This window comes from Flagellimonas algicola (genome assembly GCF_005937185.1).
Lineage (GTDB): Bacteria > Bacteroidota > Bacteroidia > Flavobacteriales > Flavobacteriaceae > Flagellimonas > Flagellimonas algicola.
Genome location: NZ_VCNI01000006.1, coordinates 30,259 through 46,084, shown reverse-complemented (window position 1 = coordinate 46,084; position 15,826 = coordinate 30,259). Strand labels below are relative to the sequence as shown.

16 protein-coding genes are annotated in these 15,826 nt (G+C 42.2%); 6 read left to right on the top strand and 10 right to left on the bottom strand.

Annotated features, from left to right (window positions below; translation table 11 throughout):
- Positions 1–63 precede the first annotated feature (63 nt).
- The 6 genes from FGG15_RS19320 to FGG15_RS19290 all read left to right on the top strand — a co-directional run bounded on the left by FGG15_RS19320 (position 64) and on the right by FGG15_RS19290 (position 6,754).
- The gene (locus tag FGG15_RS19320; protein ID WP_138839424.1) at positions 64–651 is read left to right on the top strand and encodes a PASTA domain-containing protein; all 588 of its coding nucleotides are present in this window, start codon (positions 64–66) and stop codon (positions 649–651) included.
- A gap of 2 nt (positions 652–653) precedes the next feature.
- On the top strand, positions 654–1,682 hold the full coding sequence (locus FGG15_RS19315) for an RluA family pseudouridine synthase (RefSeq protein WP_138839423.1): 1,029 nt from the start codon (positions 654–656) through the stop codon (positions 1,680–1,682).
- Positions 1,683–1,769: 87 nt separating this feature from the next.
- Positions 1,770–2,531, top strand: a complete 762-nt coding sequence (gene yaaA / locus FGG15_RS19310; RefSeq protein ID WP_138839422.1) for a peroxide stress protein YaaA — start codon at positions 1,770–1,772, stop codon at positions 2,529–2,531.
- A 172-nt stretch (positions 2,532–2,703) separates the two neighbouring features.
- Complete coding sequence (locus tag FGG15_RS19305; protein WP_138839421.1) at positions 2,704–5,250, top strand: phosphoenolpyruvate carboxylase; 2,547 nt, start codon at positions 2,704–2,706, stop codon at positions 5,248–5,250.
- Positions 5,251–5,558: 308 nt separating this feature from the next.
- Positions 5,559–6,071, top strand: coding sequence for a tetratricopeptide repeat protein (locus tag FGG15_RS19295; protein ID WP_161992013.1), 513 nt, complete (start codon positions 5,559–5,561; stop codon positions 6,069–6,071).
- Entirely contained in the window at positions 6,071–6,754 is a 684-nt protein-coding gene (locus tag FGG15_RS19290) for a uracil-DNA glycosylase family protein (protein WP_138839418.1), read from the top strand. The genes FGG15_RS19295 and FGG15_RS19290 overlap by 1 nt, the downstream gene beginning before the upstream one ends.
- A 19-nt stretch (positions 6,755–6,773) precedes the next feature.
- Here FGG15_RS19290 and FGG15_RS19285 read toward each other — a convergent pair whose 3' ends face one another.
- From FGG15_RS19285 to FGG15_RS19240, 10 genes are all read right to left on the bottom strand, one after another.
- Positions 6,774–7,193 (bottom strand): LytR/AlgR family response regulator transcription factor, encoded by a 420-nt coding sequence (locus tag FGG15_RS19285; protein ID WP_138839417.1) that lies wholly within the window; start codon positions 7,191–7,193, stop codon positions 6,774–6,776.
- Between the two features lie 165 nt (positions 7,194–7,358).
- The gene (locus tag FGG15_RS19280; protein ID WP_138839416.1) at positions 7,359–8,855 is read right to left on the bottom strand and encodes a M20/M25/M40 family metallo-hydrolase; all 1,497 of its coding nucleotides are present in this window, start codon (positions 8,853–8,855) and stop codon (positions 7,359–7,361) included.
- A gap of 30 nt (positions 8,856–8,885) precedes the next feature.
- A complete protein-coding gene (gene trpA, locus FGG15_RS19275; RefSeq protein ID WP_138839415.1) occupies positions 8,886–9,647 on the bottom strand; it encodes a tryptophan synthase subunit alpha in 762 nt (253 codons plus the stop codon).
- Between the two features lie 40 nt (positions 9,648–9,687).
- A complete protein-coding gene (locus FGG15_RS19270; protein ID WP_313791004.1) occupies positions 9,688–10,029 on the bottom strand; it encodes a GIY-YIG nuclease family protein in 342 nt (113 codons plus the stop codon).
- Positions 10,010–11,191 carry a tryptophan synthase subunit beta gene (gene trpB, locus FGG15_RS19265; protein WP_138839413.1) on the bottom strand — a complete coding sequence of 394 codons (1,182 nt, stop codon included), beginning with the start codon at positions 11,189–11,191 and terminating at the stop codon, positions 10,010–10,012. Before trpB ends, FGG15_RS19270 begins: the two co-directional genes overlap by 20 nt.
- Positions 11,188–11,922 (bottom strand): phosphoribosylanthranilate isomerase, encoded by a 735-nt coding sequence (locus FGG15_RS19260; RefSeq protein ID WP_138839412.1) that lies wholly within the window; start codon positions 11,920–11,922, stop codon positions 11,188–11,190. The genes trpB and FGG15_RS19260 overlap by 4 nt, the downstream gene beginning before the upstream one ends.
- Positions 11,919–12,704, bottom strand: coding sequence for an indole-3-glycerol phosphate synthase TrpC (trpC, locus tag FGG15_RS19255; RefSeq protein WP_138839411.1), 786 nt, complete (start codon positions 12,702–12,704; stop codon positions 11,919–11,921). Before trpC ends, FGG15_RS19260 begins: the two co-directional genes overlap by 4 nt.
- A 66-nt stretch (positions 12,705–12,770) precedes the next feature.
- Positions 12,771–13,766, bottom strand: coding sequence for an anthranilate phosphoribosyltransferase (trpD, locus tag FGG15_RS19250; protein WP_138839409.1), 996 nt, complete (start codon positions 13,764–13,766; stop codon positions 12,771–12,773).
- A gap of 86 nt (positions 13,767–13,852) precedes the next feature.
- Positions 13,853–14,419, bottom strand: coding sequence for an anthranilate synthase component II (locus FGG15_RS19245; RefSeq protein WP_138839407.1), 567 nt, complete (start codon positions 14,417–14,419; stop codon positions 13,853–13,855).
- A 3-nt stretch (positions 14,420–14,422) separates the two neighbouring features.
- Entirely contained in the window at positions 14,423–15,820 is a 1,398-nt protein-coding gene (locus tag FGG15_RS19240; protein WP_138839406.1) for an anthranilate synthase component I family protein, read from the bottom strand.
- Between the last annotated feature and the right edge of the window lie 6 nt (positions 15,821–15,826).

Genomic DNA, 15,826 nt, shown 5'->3' with positions numbered 1-15,826 from the left:
GGCAAGGCCAAAGTAAAGAAAAATGGCTGGCTTTCCTATATTTGTTCAGTTAAGGAAAAGTAGATGAAACATTTTTTGAGCTTTTTGAAAAGTAAAATATTTTTTATCCAATTGGCTCTGGCCTTGGTGGCGGTTGTGCTTTTGGTTTATATAACCTTACAGTGGCTCAAAAGTTCCACTAATCACGGCGAGTTTGTGGAAGTACCGGATTTCTCTAGAATGTCTGTCATGGAGATGCGCGATGCCGTTGAAGATGCGGGCCTGCGTTATCAGGTGTTGGATTCCTCCAACTATAACCCCGATTTTCCCAGATTTTCCATTTTGGAACAGGATCCTCCCGCTGGAAACAAGGTGAAAGCCAATCGTAAAATTTATTTTACGGTCAACCCTTCTGGGTATAAAAAAGTATCCGTTCCAGATATTATCCAAGTTACCCAACGCAATGCGAGAACCATGCTGCAGGCCGTAGGTTTGGAAGTGCAACGGGTTACCTATATAGATGAGCTTGGCAGGGACATGGTGTATAGACTGAAACATAAAGGGAAGCATGTGAAACCTGGGGATAAATTGCCCAAAACTTCCAAGATAGAACTGATTTGTGGCAATGGTACCATTCCAGGTAGTGCCAGGGTGCAGGCAGAATCGCAATAGGCATGGACACTCCCGAAAATCCTGAATTATCGCAGGAAGAACTCTTTGAACACCATAAGTTTACTGCTTCCAAGGGTCAAGAGCCCTTGCGCGTGGACAAGTTTTTGATGAATTTCATTGAGAATGCTACCCGAAATAAGATCCAACAAGCCGCCAAGCAAGGACATATTTGGGTGAATGATGCCATTGTAAAGCAGAACTACAAGGTTAAGGCGGGAGATCAGGTGAAAGTGATGTTTGAACATCCGCCTTATGAATTTCTGCTGACTCCTGAAGATATTCCACTCGATATTGTTCATGAGGATGATTCCCTACTGGTGGTTAACAAGCCTGCTGGCATGGTAGTGCATCCCGGGCATGGAAACTATTCGGGAACCTTGATCAATGCCCTGGTACATCATTTTGATCATCTGCCCAAGAACAGTTCTGAACGCCCCGGGCTTGTACATCGGATAGATAAAGACACATCTGGCCTTTTGGTGATTGCCAAAACAGAGCACGCCATGACCCATTTGGCCAAGCAGTTCTTTGATAAGAGCAGCGAGCGGGAGTATTTGGCATTGGTATGGGGAAATGTTGCCGATGACGAGGGTATTGTGGAAGGACATATCGCCAGAAACCCCAAAAATCGCTTACAAATGATGGTCTTCCCGGAAGGCGATCAAGGGAAGGACGCGGTGACCCATTATAAGGTAATTGAACGATTGGGCTATGTGACCTTGATTTCGTGCAAACTGGAAACAGGAAGGACCCATCAGATTCGGGTACATATGAAATATATTGGCAACACTTTGTTCAATGATGAGCGTTATGGTGGAGATAAAATATTGAAGGGAACCACTTTTACCAAGTACAAACAATTTGTGGAAAATGCGTTTAAGGTTCTTCCAAGACAAGCCCTACATGCCAAAACCTTGGGTTTTGCACACCCGGTAAGTGGTGAGTTTATGCGATTTGATTCTGAATTGCCCGAAGATATTACCCTCTGCATTGAAAAGTGGAGGAACTATGCCAAACATAGTGAATCATAAGCTTCTTCAATTCAAGGATTGAAAAGACCTTTGGAAAGCTGTTTCCAAAATCCGATATCCTCATTATTTTTACAAAAATCAAAAGTTATGAAAATTGTCATCTCGCCTGCTAAATCACTCGACTTTGAAACAGCATTACCGACCTCAAAATATAGTCAGCCACAGTTTTTGGAGCAATCCCAAAAATTGAATGCCGTCTTGGTAAAGAAAAAACCAAGGGCGCTTTCCAAATTGATGTCTATTTCTGATAATTTGGCAGCATTGAATTGGCAGCGTAACCAAGATTTTTCAACGCCATTTACGACTGAAAATGCCAGACCAGCGGTATATTCTTTCAATGGGGATGTATATCAAGGTTTGGATGCCTATACCATTCCGGAATCCAAATTGGAGCAACTTCAAGATACCCTGCGGATTCTCTCAGGTCTGTACGGCATTTTGAAGCCGCTGGACCTAATTCAGCCTTATCGGTTGGAAATGGGAACCCAGCTTAAAGTGGCCCGTAAAAAGAACTTGTACGAATTCTGGCAAAAACAACTTACATCCCACCTTAATGAGGAAATGGAAGACGGAGAACTCTTTATTAACCTTGCCAGTAATGAATACTTTGGTGCTATTGACCCCAAAACGCTCAAAGTTCCGGTGATTACCCCAATTTTTAAGGATTGGAAAAATGATAAACTGAAAGTCATAAGCTTTTTTGCCAAAAAAGCAAGAGGTTCCATGGTGAGGTACATTCTGGACAAGGATGCCAAAACCTCGGAGGACATCAAAGGTTTTAACTACGATGGCTACATTTTTAGTGCAGAGCATACGCTAAAAGAAAATGAACCTGTATTCATCCGATAAATTATAGGCTGGATAAGGTAGGCGCGACTTTGGCTTTACATTGATGCCAATCTGAGCTGTTAAGTTTGTGGGGCGCCTGTCTTAAATTGTGATGTGCATAAATTTTGGGCACTCATTCAGCATTTATCACGATCTTAGCCCTTCGGCAAACATTAACCATACCATTTGATCCATGCAGCATTCAAGACGTCTGGAAGAATTTAGAAAATCGGTCACCAACAAGTTCAACGTATACAATAGTTTGTTCTTGAGCTTACCGTATAGGGATATAGAAAATGTTGGAATGTTGATTCCCTTGCTATTGGACCAGTGCGAACTGGGACTCAAGGCAGGGAAACAGCCCCAGGAGATATTGGAGACCTTTTTCACCAATTTCATGGATATCAAGGATGAACGGGAACGACTGGATTTTATGTTCAAGATCATTCAGTATGTGGAACGGCAAGTGGTTTTGTACGACAGTGTGGAGGATTCGGCATTTCCAAAGCTTCAGGAATATACCAATTCCCTTTCGGTAAAAGATTATTTTGAGTTGGTAAACCAGACCAAAAATTGGGACAAAATTGCCAAGAACCTTTCCAGCTTTAGTGCCCGATTTGTGCTTACGGCTCACCCAACGCAGTTCTATACCCCAGCGGTACTGGACATTATAGCCGAGCTCAGAAAGTTGATTGATAAGGACAAAATCGACGATATTGACCTTACCCTGCAACAATTGGGGTTGACCTCTTTGGTAAATTCCAAGAAACCTACGCCTTTGGATGAAGCCAAGAACATCATCTATATTTTAAGAAATACTTATTACGACGCCATTGGCGAGTTGTTTGAATACATCAAAAGCAATATTAGGAACGAGGAATTTGCCAATTATAACATCATTAAACTTGGATTTTGGCCAGGGGGCGACAGGGATGGTAACCCATTTGTTACGGCAGATATTACCAGAAATGTAGCGGACGAGCTGAGGCTCACCTTAATGAAGTGCTATTATAACGAGTTGAAGGCACTACGGAAAAAATTGACCTTCAAAAGCATCCAAGAAGATTTGGTGACATTGAGTGGAAGACTTTACAAAGCCATGTTTGATACCAACTCCATTATCAGCTATCCAGAAATAATGGAACGATTGGACGCCATCCGTAAAAAACTGGAGGCAAACCATCATGGGCTGTATCTGAAAGAATTGGACAGGTTTATCAACAAGGTGCATATTTTCAAAACACACTTTGCCACTTTGGATATCCGTCAAGACCATAGCAAACATTATTTGACTGTGGAGACCATCCTCAAACAACAGGGTGCAATCAAAGCATCTTTGGATGAATTGAGTCAGGAAGAATTGGTGCATTGGTTGTTGGAGAAAGATTTAAAACTAGATCCTTCGGATTATGAAGAAGATATAGTCCGTGACACATTGTCCAATATTGGGCAGTTGAAAGCAATTCAGCAAAGCAATGGGGAGGAAGGCTGCAATAGGTATATAATCAGTAATTCGGAAGATATTTATTCGGTTTTCTTTGTCTTTGGACTTTTCAGATGGTGTGGTTGGAAAGTTGAGGACATCACATTTGATATCATTCCACTCTTTGAAACCATGAAGGGTATGGAAGCCTCCGAAGAGGTCATGCAAACCTTCTTTGACACCCCAATTTACCGAACCCATTTGGAGCGTAGGAACAACAAGCATACTATTATGCTGGGCTTTTCGGATGGAACCAAGGATGGAGGTTACCTTAAAGCCAATTGGTCTATTCTAAGAACCAAGGAAACCTTAAGTAAGGTCTGTAAAAGAAATGGGATCAAAGCCATTTTCTTTGACGGTAGGGGAGGACCACCAGCAAGGGGAGGTGGAAAGACCCATAGATTTTACGCCGCCCAGACCAACGATGTGGCCAACCATGAAATCCAGATGACTATTCAGGGCCAGACGATTACCAGTACTTATGGAACCAAAGAGCAGTTCATTCACAATTCCGAGCAGTTGCTTACCGCGGGATTGAGCAATGATCTATATGGAAAGGAGCATGTAATTTCTACGGAGCAACGAAAACTGATTGAAACCCTTTCGGAAATGAGCTTCGACAAATACAATGCCCTAAAACAGCATGAAAAGTTTATCCCGTATTTGGAGCATAGGAGTACCTTAAAATTTTACACAAAGGCCAATATTGGAAGCCGTCCGGGAAAACGGGGTAGTAAGGAGCAACTGACCCTGTCTGATTTAAGGGCCATTTCCTTCGTAGGTTCTTGGAGCCAGTTGAAACAAAATGTCCCTGGCTATTTTGGGATAGGAACGGCCATTCAAAATCTGGAGGACCAAGGTAAATTGAATGAGGTCAAAAAATTGTATCAAGAAGTACCATTCTTTAGGGCTCTAATGCACAACAGTATGATGTCCTTGGCCAAGACCAATTTTGATTTGACCAGCTATATGGCGGAGGATGCAGAGTTCGGGGAATTTTGGAAGATTCTTCATGATGAATTTTTATTGTCCAAGAAGATGTTGTTGCAGATTTCCGGGCAAAAAATTTTGATGGAGGATGAGGAGGTGAGCCGTGAATCGGTTAAAATCAGGGAACAAATTGTTTTGCCGCTACTGGTAATTCAACAAAATGCCCTGTACCACATCACCAAAAAATCCGAATACCAAGAGCTGTACGCGAAAATTGTTACACGTTCCCTGTACGGAAACATTAATGCTAGTAGAAACTCTGCTTAAAAGGTCAACTTTCTGATTTTCAAAGATGTACTTTTGAGAGGATAAAAATGGCTGGTTCAAGCTTGGTGTTTGCCTATTACTTTTTATTTTTAGGCAATGTACTACTACGCCATAATTGCCCTCCAGGGATTTTGTGTCTACCATTGTTATACCAACAGAAACAATTACTATTGGATTTTTGCCATCATTTTTCTTCCCGTGATTGGTTGTATTCTGTACCTCTTTACCAATGTGTTTCAAAAGAGGGATATTGAAAAAGTCCAGGAAAGTTTGGTAACCGCAATTAATCCTTCAAAAAAATTACGGATTTGGAAAAGAAGTTGAAGTTTTCCGAAACCTTTGAAAATAGGGTGGCCTTGGCAGATGCCTATTTGGAAGAAGGATTGTACCCAGAAGCGATTGCATATTATGAATCTTCCTTGAAAGATGTTTTTTCCAAAGATTTTTACGTGATTTCAAATCTGTTGGAAGCGCATTATTACAACTCCAATCGGGAAGAGGTGGTAGTTTGCGCTGAAAAGATTTTGGATAATCCCAAGTTTCGAAAATCCAAAGCATCATTCCTATATGCATTAACACTGGAGAAAATGGGAAATGCCCAATCGGCAGAGGAAGTGTTGCGAACTTTTGATGCACCCTATTCCAGTTTTTCGGAACGCCTGGAGCTTGCCCGATTTTTGCAGCGACAGAATAAACCTGAGGATGCGAAGGAGTTGTATCAAGAAATGGTCTCGGAATTCGAAAATATGTCCAAACCCAACTTTAGGCAAAACCGACATTTGATTAAAATAATTAGAGAGGAATTACAGGCACTTCAGTAATGTTTCTACACACCCATCCCTACGAACCTTTTTTATTTCCAGAAGCCACCAAAGTTATTGTGGGAACACTTCCACCTCCTCGATTTACCACAGGAGAGCTGAAACCGGACGATGTTGATTTCTGTTATGGTAGTCGAAACGGTATGCTTTGGCCCATTTTGGATCGGATTTTTGGTTTAAACCTCAAGTTTGAAACCACTCATGAGGCCACCGCACAACGTAAAAAGTTCCTTTTGGAACAGCAAATAGGAGTGTGTGATATTGTGGCCAGTGCAGAGCGGCAAAAAGTAGACGCTTCGGATTTGGGGATGCAGAATGTGCAACTTCGGGATTTGGTAGGCTATCTAAGGGACTATCCGAATCTAAAGACGGTGCTTTTTATGGGCGGAAACAGTAAAAACGGGCCGGAGTATTTTTTCAGGAAGCAATTGAAGGAACAAGGGCTATCGCTGCAAGTAATCTCCAATGAAGTGCCCAGAATACATGAATTGATGCTGCCAGTTCCATCGGGATTAAAGAAGAAGACAAAGCTGGTAAGAACCGTTTCCCTAACCGCACCTTCAGGAGCAGCCAACAGGGCAGTTGGGAGCTTGCAAACGTATAAGGACATGAAGTCGCAAAACCCAGATTTCAACACCATGGATTTTAGGGTGATGCAGTACCGACCTTTTTTTGAATCTTAATTGGGAAGTGTCGGATTCTTTATTTGAACGTGGACATTACTTCTGAAAGCTTGTAAGTGGGCGGTAAGGTTTTTTTACCTAGTTCAATTTGGGCAATTGCTTTTTGAACCGCCTTGTCAAACCGCTGCTTAGGCATGGGTTTCATCAAAAAATCATCAACACCATATTCAAATGCCTTGACAGCAAAATTGGCCCAAGTGGAATTTAAGATAATAGCCGCATTGATTTCGATATTATCCAGAAGTTCAAAAGCATCCACATAATCCATCAAAACATCAAGAAAAACGATGTCTACCTTTTTATCATAAACTGCCTTAATACCACAAAATGGATTTTGAAAAGAACCTACCAATTTCAATTGCGGATGGTTTTTGACCAAAATGGTTGTAGCCAAACGCTGAATGGAAGAGTCATCTATGACAAGGGTAGTGTAGTGCATAAGTAGGCCTTTAATAAATCAAAATTAAGGCCCTTGTGACTATTCCCGGAATATAGGGGATATACTACAGTTTTAGTGGGATAAAATCATGATTCTCTGGATTTTAGCCCATTTTTGGATTTTTTTACCGATAAAAACAAACGTTTTACGGATACCTGTAATCTGCTAAGGAGTTGGAGTTGAAAGAATGCTGTATAAGCTTTGGATGCCATACGCCAACTGCCCAATCTTTAAATTTTCGTTGGGACTGTGCTGATTGTTGTCCGGATTGACCATGGGTACAATAAAAGCCGGAATTTTCAGCTCGTTGATAAAGGGTGAAATGGGAACAGTACCTCCCATAATTCGGAACCTGACCACCTCTTGGTCAAAAGTACTTTTCAAGGTTTCCACTAAAAAAGTGCCATACTTGTTGTCCAGATCGGTACGGAAGGCATCAGTAACAGAACCTTCTTCTACGGTAACGATTTTATCATAACGCATGCGTTCCAATTTTGAGGGAACGTGGTCCAAAACATGGTACCCCTGCTTCGTAATATAATCCCTGACCAGTTTTTTAAGACGATTGCCATCACTTTCGGGAACCAAACGTAAATCCAGTTCAGCTGTGGCACTTTCCGGGACTATCGTCCTTCTTTTGGGACCTACCCATCCAGAGCCAAGCCCCCTGATATTCAACGAAGGATATTGCAAGGATTCCTGATAATAACCACCTACTTTTTCGGAGGTCTTAAACTGTAATTTTTCTGCAATTTCTACATCACTATCCGGAACACTTTTGAGAACTTCCATAATGTCATCATCCAAAACAATTCCATCATAGTATCCAGGAATGGTTACCCTTCCATCGGTATCTTTCATGCCTGCCAGTAACTGTGCCAATTGAAACCCTGGATTAGGGGCATAATTACCATAATGTCCACTATGTTGGGGTTTGATAGGGCCATAGGTCGTCAAGGTCATTGTGGTTATGCCTCGGCAACCATAAACCACTGTTGGACTACCCGAAGCATGGATAGGGCCATCTGCAATTACAAGAAAATCGGCCTCCAACAACTCGCGGTATTGCTTGACCGCCTGGGGTAGGGGTTTGCTGCTCTTTTCTTCTTCCCCATCCAAAATAACCTTTAGGTTAAAAGGAATTTCCTTTCCATCCTTTTTCAAAAGGTCAATGGCGTTCAGGAACATTACTATAGGTCCTTTGTCATCTGATGTAGAGCGCCCAAACAAGCGCCAATCGTAATCAATATCATCGTTCAAAGCATCAAAGGAAACTGTTTCAAAGCCATCAGCTACGGGTTTTTTAAGCACGGTTTGATACGGATTGGGTTGGTTCCATTTGCTAGGTTCAACGGACTGACCATCAAAATGCATATAGATCAGCAAGGTTGGCTTGTTATCTTCCATGGGCATCGCTGCAAAGAAGAGGGGTAAGTTCTCTGTTTCCAGGACCGCAGTATTGAAACCACGCTCACCAAATTTTCTTTTGAGCCAAAGAATGTTGTCGTCAATATCATCAGCGTTCAAGGCATCATTGGGAATAGCAATAAAATCCCGTAACTCCTGAATGGCATGTGCCACTTGCGACTTTACCGCAGCTGCGTCTTGTGCATAGGATGAAATGGACAGCAAAAGGGCAAAAAAACAAGCCAGTTTTCTCATATTTCAGATTGGGTTAAATGAATATCGAAGTTAGCGAATTCCACTTACAAACCCATCTATTTTTTGAGGCCCATTTTTGTCCAAGTGTTTTATAAACGCAGAACCAATAATTGCTCCTTTGGCATGTTGGGTGGCTTGTTTAAATGTTTCTTGGTTGCTGATACCAAAGCCTACAATTTGGGGATTTTGTAGTCCCATAGACGCAATTCGGTCAAAGTAAGCTTGCTGTTCGTCACCAAAGCCATCTTTGGTTCCCGTGGTACTCGCGGAACTAACCATATAGATAAAACCATCTGAAGCATCGTCTATTTGGCGGATACGTTCTTCGCTAGTCTGGGGAGTGATCAAATACACGTTGATTAACCCATATTTATTAAAAATGGCCTCGTACTCTTCTTGATAGACATCCAAGGGCAAGTCGGGTAAAATAAGCCCATCAATCCCTATTTCCTGACACCTTTTACAGAATCCTTCCACTCCGTATTGTAAAACCGGATTAAAATAGCCCATGATGATTAATGGAATGGAAACGGTTTTACGAATATCTTGGAGCTGCTCAAAAAGTAGGTCTGTGGTCATTCCATTATCCAGTGCTTGGGTTGAGCTAGCTTGAATTGTTGGGCCATCCGCCAAAGGATCGCTAAAGGGAAGTCCTATTTCAATTATATCCACCCCATTTTGTTCCAAATCCTGAATAATTTGGACTGTATCGTCAATATTGGGATAACCAGCTGTGAAATAAATGGAGAGCAGTTTTTTATTTTCTTGAAGTTTGCTTTTGATTCGGTTCATAGTATTAGTTTCGTCAACCTGAACTTGTTTCAGGTTCTCATCATAATTTTAAAGTTGAAAGTGAAGGATTCTTTTCTTTTATCAGATTGATTTTCCATTCTTTATGCCAGTTTTTTATCTGTTTTTCCCTAGCAATGGCTTGGTTTATATCAGAAAACTCTTCAAAATAGATTAAATCTTTCAAATTGTATTTTTTTGTGAATGTTGAGCCAATACCATTTTCATGCTCAGAAACTCTTTTATATAAATCTGCGGTAACACCAATGTAAAAAGTAGTTCGATATTGGTTAGTTATGATATATACAAAGCTTGATTTCATATCATTTTGAGATGCTGAAACAAGTTCAGCATGACGGCACGGATCACAGTTTAAAATAATCAATATAGTTCTGGAGGTCTTTGTCCCCACGGCCAGAAAGATTCATGACCACGATATCATCCGACTTAAACTTTCGTTGCTCCAAAATGGCCAATCCATGGGAGGATTCAATGGCGGGGATGATGCCTTCCAGTTGACAAAGCGTTAACCCAGCCGTCATGGCCTCATCGTCGGTAATGGAAATAAATTCTCCTCGCCCCGATTTGAACAGATGGGCATGCAGGGGACCTACCCCGGGATAATCCAAGCCCGCGGAAATGGAATAGGGCTCCGTAATCTGCCCATCCGGAGTTTGCATCAACAAGGTTTTACTTCCATGGATAATCCCAACTTTGCCCAAGGCCGAAGTTGCGGCGCTTTCCCCTGAATGAATTCCCTTTCCGGCGGCCTCCACAGCAATGATGCCTACCTCAGGGGTATCCAAAAAGTGATAGTAAGCTCCCGCTGCGTTGCTCCCGCCACCTACACAGGCCACCACATAGTCAGGGTTTTTCCTACCTTCTTTTTCCAAGAGTTGGGCTTTTATCTCCTCAGAAATCACCGATTGAAATCGGGCTACCATATCCGGATAGGGATGTGGCCCCACAACCGAGCCAATGATGTAATGGGTATCTACAGGGTTGTTAATCCAATCTCGAATAGCCTCGTTGGTGGCATCCTTCAACGTTCGACTCCCCGATAAGGCAGGTCTTACCTCTGCCCCAAGCATCTTCATCCGAGCTACATTTGGGGCTTGACGTGCTATGTCTACTTCGCCCATGTATACTACACATTCAATTCCCATGAGGGCGCAAACCGTTGCAGTGGCTACCCCATGCTGACCTGCTCCTGTTTCGGCAATTATTCGGTTTTTACCCAATTTTTTGGCCATTAAAATCTGACCAATGGTGTTGTTCACCTTATGGGCTCCAGTATGGTTGAGGTCCTCCCGTTTTAAGTATATCTTGGTGTTGTACTTGTTGGATAAGCGCTCCGCAAAATAGAGCGGAGTGGGTCTACCCACATAATCCTTCAGCAATTGGTGAAACTCTTCCTTAAAGGAAGGTGCTGCCATGATTTCGAGATAATTCTGGCGCAGTTCTTCGGTATTCGGATATAGCATTTCCGGGATATATGCTCCCCCAAATTCACCGTAGTATCCTTTTTCGTCGACGTAGTAACTCATGTTGGATTATCAATTAATGTTTTTTTGAATTGTTTTAGTTGCGCGATGCTTTTATGACCAGGTTCTATTTCAAATTTGCTATTAACATCTATCGCATGGCAAAAGTTGGAAGCAGAACTTGCCAAAAATTCTTTTAAATCCTCGATAGAGTCCAATCCGATTCCTCCGCTTAAAAAGTACGGTTTTGTGGAAGGGTAGTCTTTAAGAATGGACCAATCAAAGGCATATCCATTTCCTCCGGGGAGTTTTCCTTTGGTATCGAACAAATAATAATCGCAGACATCTTCGTATTCTTTTAAAATGGAAAAATCGAAAGAGTCTTTGATGGAGAAAACTTTGATAATTGTCAGGTCGAGCGCAGTCGAGACCTTATTCTTTCCACTTCTCGACTGCGATCGAAGTGACAGCTGGTTGTCCTCAACTTGTTTCGGAATCCCATTGGTGTGAGATGTTGAACCAAGTACAGCATGACGAAGTTCCTGACAGTAATTTGGATTTTCATTGCCATGGAGTTGAACGCCATCCAACCTAAACGCTTCTACTTTTTCCAAAACCTCTTCAACTTCAGCATCCACAAAAACCCCCACTTTTTTGATGGATTTTGGCAATTCCGGAATTTCTCCTTCGAAATAGCGAGATGAAGGTTCCCAGAAAATAAAACCTAGATAATCCGGCTGTAATTGCGCCACCTCTGTTGGATTATATTTCATGCCACACACTTTCAGTTTCATGATTCCAAAGCTTTTATAAATTCGGCGGCATGCTTCCCAGGATTGTCGGTTTTCATAAAATTCTCTCCAATCAAGAAGCCTTGATATCCGAATTGCTTTAAATCCTTGATAGCTTCAACGGAACTTATACCGCTTTCGGAAACCTTTACAAAATCATTGGGAATGAGCTTGGACAACGTCTTGCTGGTATCCAAACTCACCTCAAATGTCTTTAGGTTACGATTGTTGACCCCCAGCATGTCCAAACTTGGTATGAGCGACTTTTGTAGCTCTTCTTCATTATGGACTTCCAAGAGTACATCCAAGCTTAAACTTTTGGCCGTTTCTGAAAGCTGTTTGATTTCATCCCTTGTTAGAATGGCAGCAATGAGCAAAATCACATCCGCACCATGGGCCCTAGCCTCCAGTAACTGATATTCATCGATGATGAACTCTTTTCGTAAAAGGGGCAAAGAGGCCTTTGCTCGTGCCAATAACAAGTCATCCAAAGAACCACCAAAGTATTTGCCGTCTGTTAAAACCGACATGCCGCATACCCCAGCTTGCTCATACCCTGTAGCTACATCCTGAACGTTTAAACCTTGGTTGATTACCAATTTTGAAGGAGAACGCCGTTTGTGTTCTGCTATAATGCCAGTAGCGCTATTTTTAAGTACCTGGGCCAGTGAAACTGTACTCCTTTCCACGAGAACGGATTTTTCCAATTGCCCTGGAGGAATCAAAGATTTTTTCAAATCTACCTCCTTGCGTTTATCGGCTATTATTTTGTCTAAAATGTTCATATTCAAAGGTCATTCTGAGCGTAGTGAAGAGTCTTATGAGACCTCTCGACCGCGCTCGAGGTGACATTAGTTTTTGCTTAATTCTTGTAATTTTTTAAGTGCTTCCATTCCATTGCCACTTAAAAGTGACTCTTTGGCTTTTTCAAACCCTTCTTTAGGGGAAAGTTGATTTACCGTGGCTATGGCCACCCCGGCATTGGCACAGACCACATTGTTTTGGGCTTCGGTTCCTTTACCATTGAGAACATCCAAGAAGATTTGGGCCGATTCGGCGATATCTTCCCCTCCCGTAATTTGATCTTGAGAAATTTTATCTACCCCAAAATCCGCCGGCGCTAACATGCCTTCGGAGTCATTGGAAATGGTTTTGGTAGCTCCGGTCAAGGAGATTTCATCATATCCATCCAGCGCATGAAGTACAGTAAAATTCTTGTCGGTGTTCTGATAAAGGTACCCATACATTCGAGCCAACTCTAGATTAAACACACCTACCATTTGGTTTTTTGGGAAAGCAGGATTCACCATGGGCCCCAACATGTTGAAAAAGGTTTTTACGGCCAATTCCCTCCGGATGGGGGCCACATTTTTCATGGCCGGGTGAAACAGGGGTGCATGCAGTACGCAAATCCCAGCTTCATCAATTGACTTTCTTAGAAAATCAGCCTCATTACTGAACTTGATACCCAAAAATTCCATCACGTTGCTACTTCCGCACTTGGAAGAAACCCCATAGTTGCCATGCTTGGTTACTTTTACTCCCGCACCTGCTGTTACAAAAGAGGCAAGGGTGGAAATATTGAAAGTATCTTTACCGTCACCTCCCGTTCCGCAGAGATCTATGGGATTGTATTCGGCCAAATCCACCGCCAAGCATAACTCCAAGAGTGCATCCCTGAAACCTTCCAGTTCCTCTATGGTAATGCTTCGCATCATATAAACGGTTAAAAAGGCGGCAATCTGGGAAGTATTGTAATCCCCTTTGGCGATGTTGACCAAAATCTGCTTGGCATCTTCTTTGGGAAGGATTTCGTGATTTATTAATCGATTTAAAGTTGCTTTCATTTTATTTCTTGTTGTCATTCCGCATCACGTGCGGAATCTATTTCATATTTAATTTGGATTCCCGTTTGCACGAGAACGACATTAAACTAGCCGTTGAGCCAATTTTTTAGCATTTGTTTTCCTTCCGGAGTCAACACGGACTCTGGGTGAAATTGCACTGCCGTTACATCGTATGTTTTATGTCTTAAGGACATAATTTGCCCATTTTCATCCACCGAGGTGGCTTCCAAGCTTTCAGGTAGATCGGGATGCACCACCCAAGAATGGTAGCGCCCTACTTGGATTTGCTCTGGCATGTTTTGGAACAAAATACCTGGACTGGTCACTGTAATTTGGGTGGCAATCCCATGGTATACCTGATCCAAATTAACCAAAGTGCCCCCAAAGACTTCTCCAATAGCCTGTTGACCCAAACAGACCCCTAAAATCCGTTTGGTTGCGGCGTAGGTTTTGATGATATCCTTGAGCAAACCTGCTTCATCCGGGATTCCCGGGCCGGGAGAGAGCACAATTTCATCAAAAGCTTGTACTTCGTCCAAGGTCAATTGATCATTTCGTTTTACGGTCACGTCACAATCCAAATCCTCAAGGTAGTGCACCAAATTATAGGTGAAACTATCGTAGTTGTCTATCATTAAAATCTTTCTGGCCATTTTTTAGATTGTTTCTGCAATTTCAAGTGCCTTGTTCAAAGCACCCAATTTGTTGTATGTTTCCTGTAGTTCCGCCTCAGGATCCGAAGCAGCTACCAAACCGGCACCGGCTTGATAATGCAATTGGTGGTTTTTACTTAGAAAAGTTCGGATCATGATGGCATGGTTAAAATTGCCCTTAAAATCCATAAAACCAATGGCCCCTCCATAATAGGCCCTGCTGGTTTTTTCATATTTTTCAATCAGCTGCATGGCCATATGCTTGGGAGCACCGCTCAAAGTTCCCGCAGGAAAGGTATCTGCTACCACTTTCATAGTGGTACTTTCTTTTTTCTTAAGTCCTGTTACTTTGGAGACCAAATGAATCACATGGGAGAAATACTGCACTTCCCTATAAGTCTCCACGTTTACGGTATTTCCGTTGCGGCTTAGGTCATTTCGAGCCAAGTCTACCAACATGACGTGTTCGCTGTTTTCCTTTTCATCTTGAGCCAATTTTTTGGCCAGTTCCGCATCTTTCTCATCATTCCCGGTTCTTTTATAGGTGCCTGCAATGGGATGGATTTCAGCCTTTCCATCCTTAACGATCAATTGCGCTTCTGGCGAACTGCCGAATATTTTAAAATCTCCATAATCGAAATAAAACAGATAGGGGGAAGGGTTGATGGATCGCAGTGCCCTATAGACATTGAACTCATCTCCCTTAAATCCTTGCGAGAACCTTCGGGACAAAACCAACTGGAATACATCTCCCCTTTGGCAGTGTTTTTTGGCCAAGGCCACATGCTCTATATATTCCTCATCTTTTAGGTTGGAAACAGCTGCACCTTCCTTGGAAAAATTATAGGAAGCAAAGTTTCTTACCTTGAACAACTGCTCCAGTTCGTCCACATTACTTTCTGATTCGTAACAGTGGGCAAAAAGGTAAGCTTCGTTCTTGAAGTGGTTAATGGCGATGATGTTCTGATAAACGGCGTAGTATATATCTGGAATGCGAACGGAATCGGCTTTGGACGTAACTTCAACATCCTCAAAATAGCGTACCGCATCATAGGCCATATACCCAAAAAGACCATTGTTAATGAACTTGAAACTGTTATCCGGGACTGAAAATCGCTGGCCAAAATCATGGATTACCTCGGTTACATCGGTATCTGGGCCAATATTGATTTCTTCCTTGCTTCCATCCGGAAAACGCTGGGTAATAATCTCGTCCTGTACCTTGATGTAAGCTATTGGGTTGCAGCAGATATAGGAAAAACTGTTATCGTTAGCATGGTAGTCACTACTTTCCAAAAGGATGCTGTTCGGAAATTTATCACGAATTTTCAAATACACGCTAACTGGAGTAATGGTATCTGCTAAAATCTGCTTATATGATGTTTTGAGCGAATATTTCATGAGCGA

Coding starts and splice junctions, on each gene's coding strand:
- yaaA (WP_138839422.1), top strand. CDS start 1,770: ATGAAAATTGTCATCTCGCCTGCTAAATCACTCGACTTTGAAACAGCA.
- FGG15_RS19315 (WP_138839423.1), top strand. CDS start 654: ATGGACACTCCCGAAAATCCTGAATTATCGCAGGAAGAACTCTTTGAA.
- FGG15_RS19245 (WP_138839407.1), bottom strand. CDS start 14,419: ATGGCCAGAAAGATTTTAATGATAGACAACTACGATAGTTTCACCTAT.
- trpD (WP_138839409.1), bottom strand. CDS start 13,766: ATGAAAGCAACTTTAAATCGATTAATAAATCACGAAATCCTTCCCAAA.
- FGG15_RS19240 (WP_138839406.1), bottom strand. CDS start 15,820: ATGAAATATTCGCTCAAAACATCATATAAGCAGATTTTAGCAGATACC.
- trpA (WP_138839415.1), bottom strand. CDS start 9,647: ATGAACCGAATCAAAAGCAAACTTCAAGAAAATAAAAAACTGCTCTCC.
- FGG15_RS19290 (WP_138839418.1), top strand. CDS start 6,071: ATGTTTCTACACACCCATCCCTACGAACCTTTTTTATTTCCAGAAGCC.
- trpB (WP_138839413.1), bottom strand. CDS start 11,191: ATGAGTTACTACGTCGACGAAAAAGGATACTACGGTGAATTTGGGGGA.
- FGG15_RS19260 (WP_138839412.1), bottom strand. CDS start 11,922: ATGAAACTGAAAGTGTGTGGCATGAAATATAATCCAACAGAGGTGGCG.
- FGG15_RS19285 (WP_138839417.1), bottom strand. CDS start 7,193: ATGCACTACACTACCCTTGTCATAGATGACTCTTCCATTCAGCGTTTG.
- FGG15_RS19305 (WP_138839421.1), top strand. CDS start 2,704: ATGCAGCATTCAAGACGTCTGGAAGAATTTAGAAAATCGGTCACCAAC.
- FGG15_RS19280 (WP_138839416.1), bottom strand. CDS start 8,855: ATGAGAAAACTGGCTTGTTTTTTTGCCCTTTTGCTGTCCATTTCATCC.
- trpC (WP_138839411.1), bottom strand. CDS start 12,704: ATGAACATTTTAGACAAAATAATAGCCGATAAACGCAAGGAGGTAGAT.
- FGG15_RS19320 (WP_138839424.1), top strand. CDS start 64: ATGAAACATTTTTTGAGCTTTTTGAAAAGTAAAATATTTTTTATCCAA.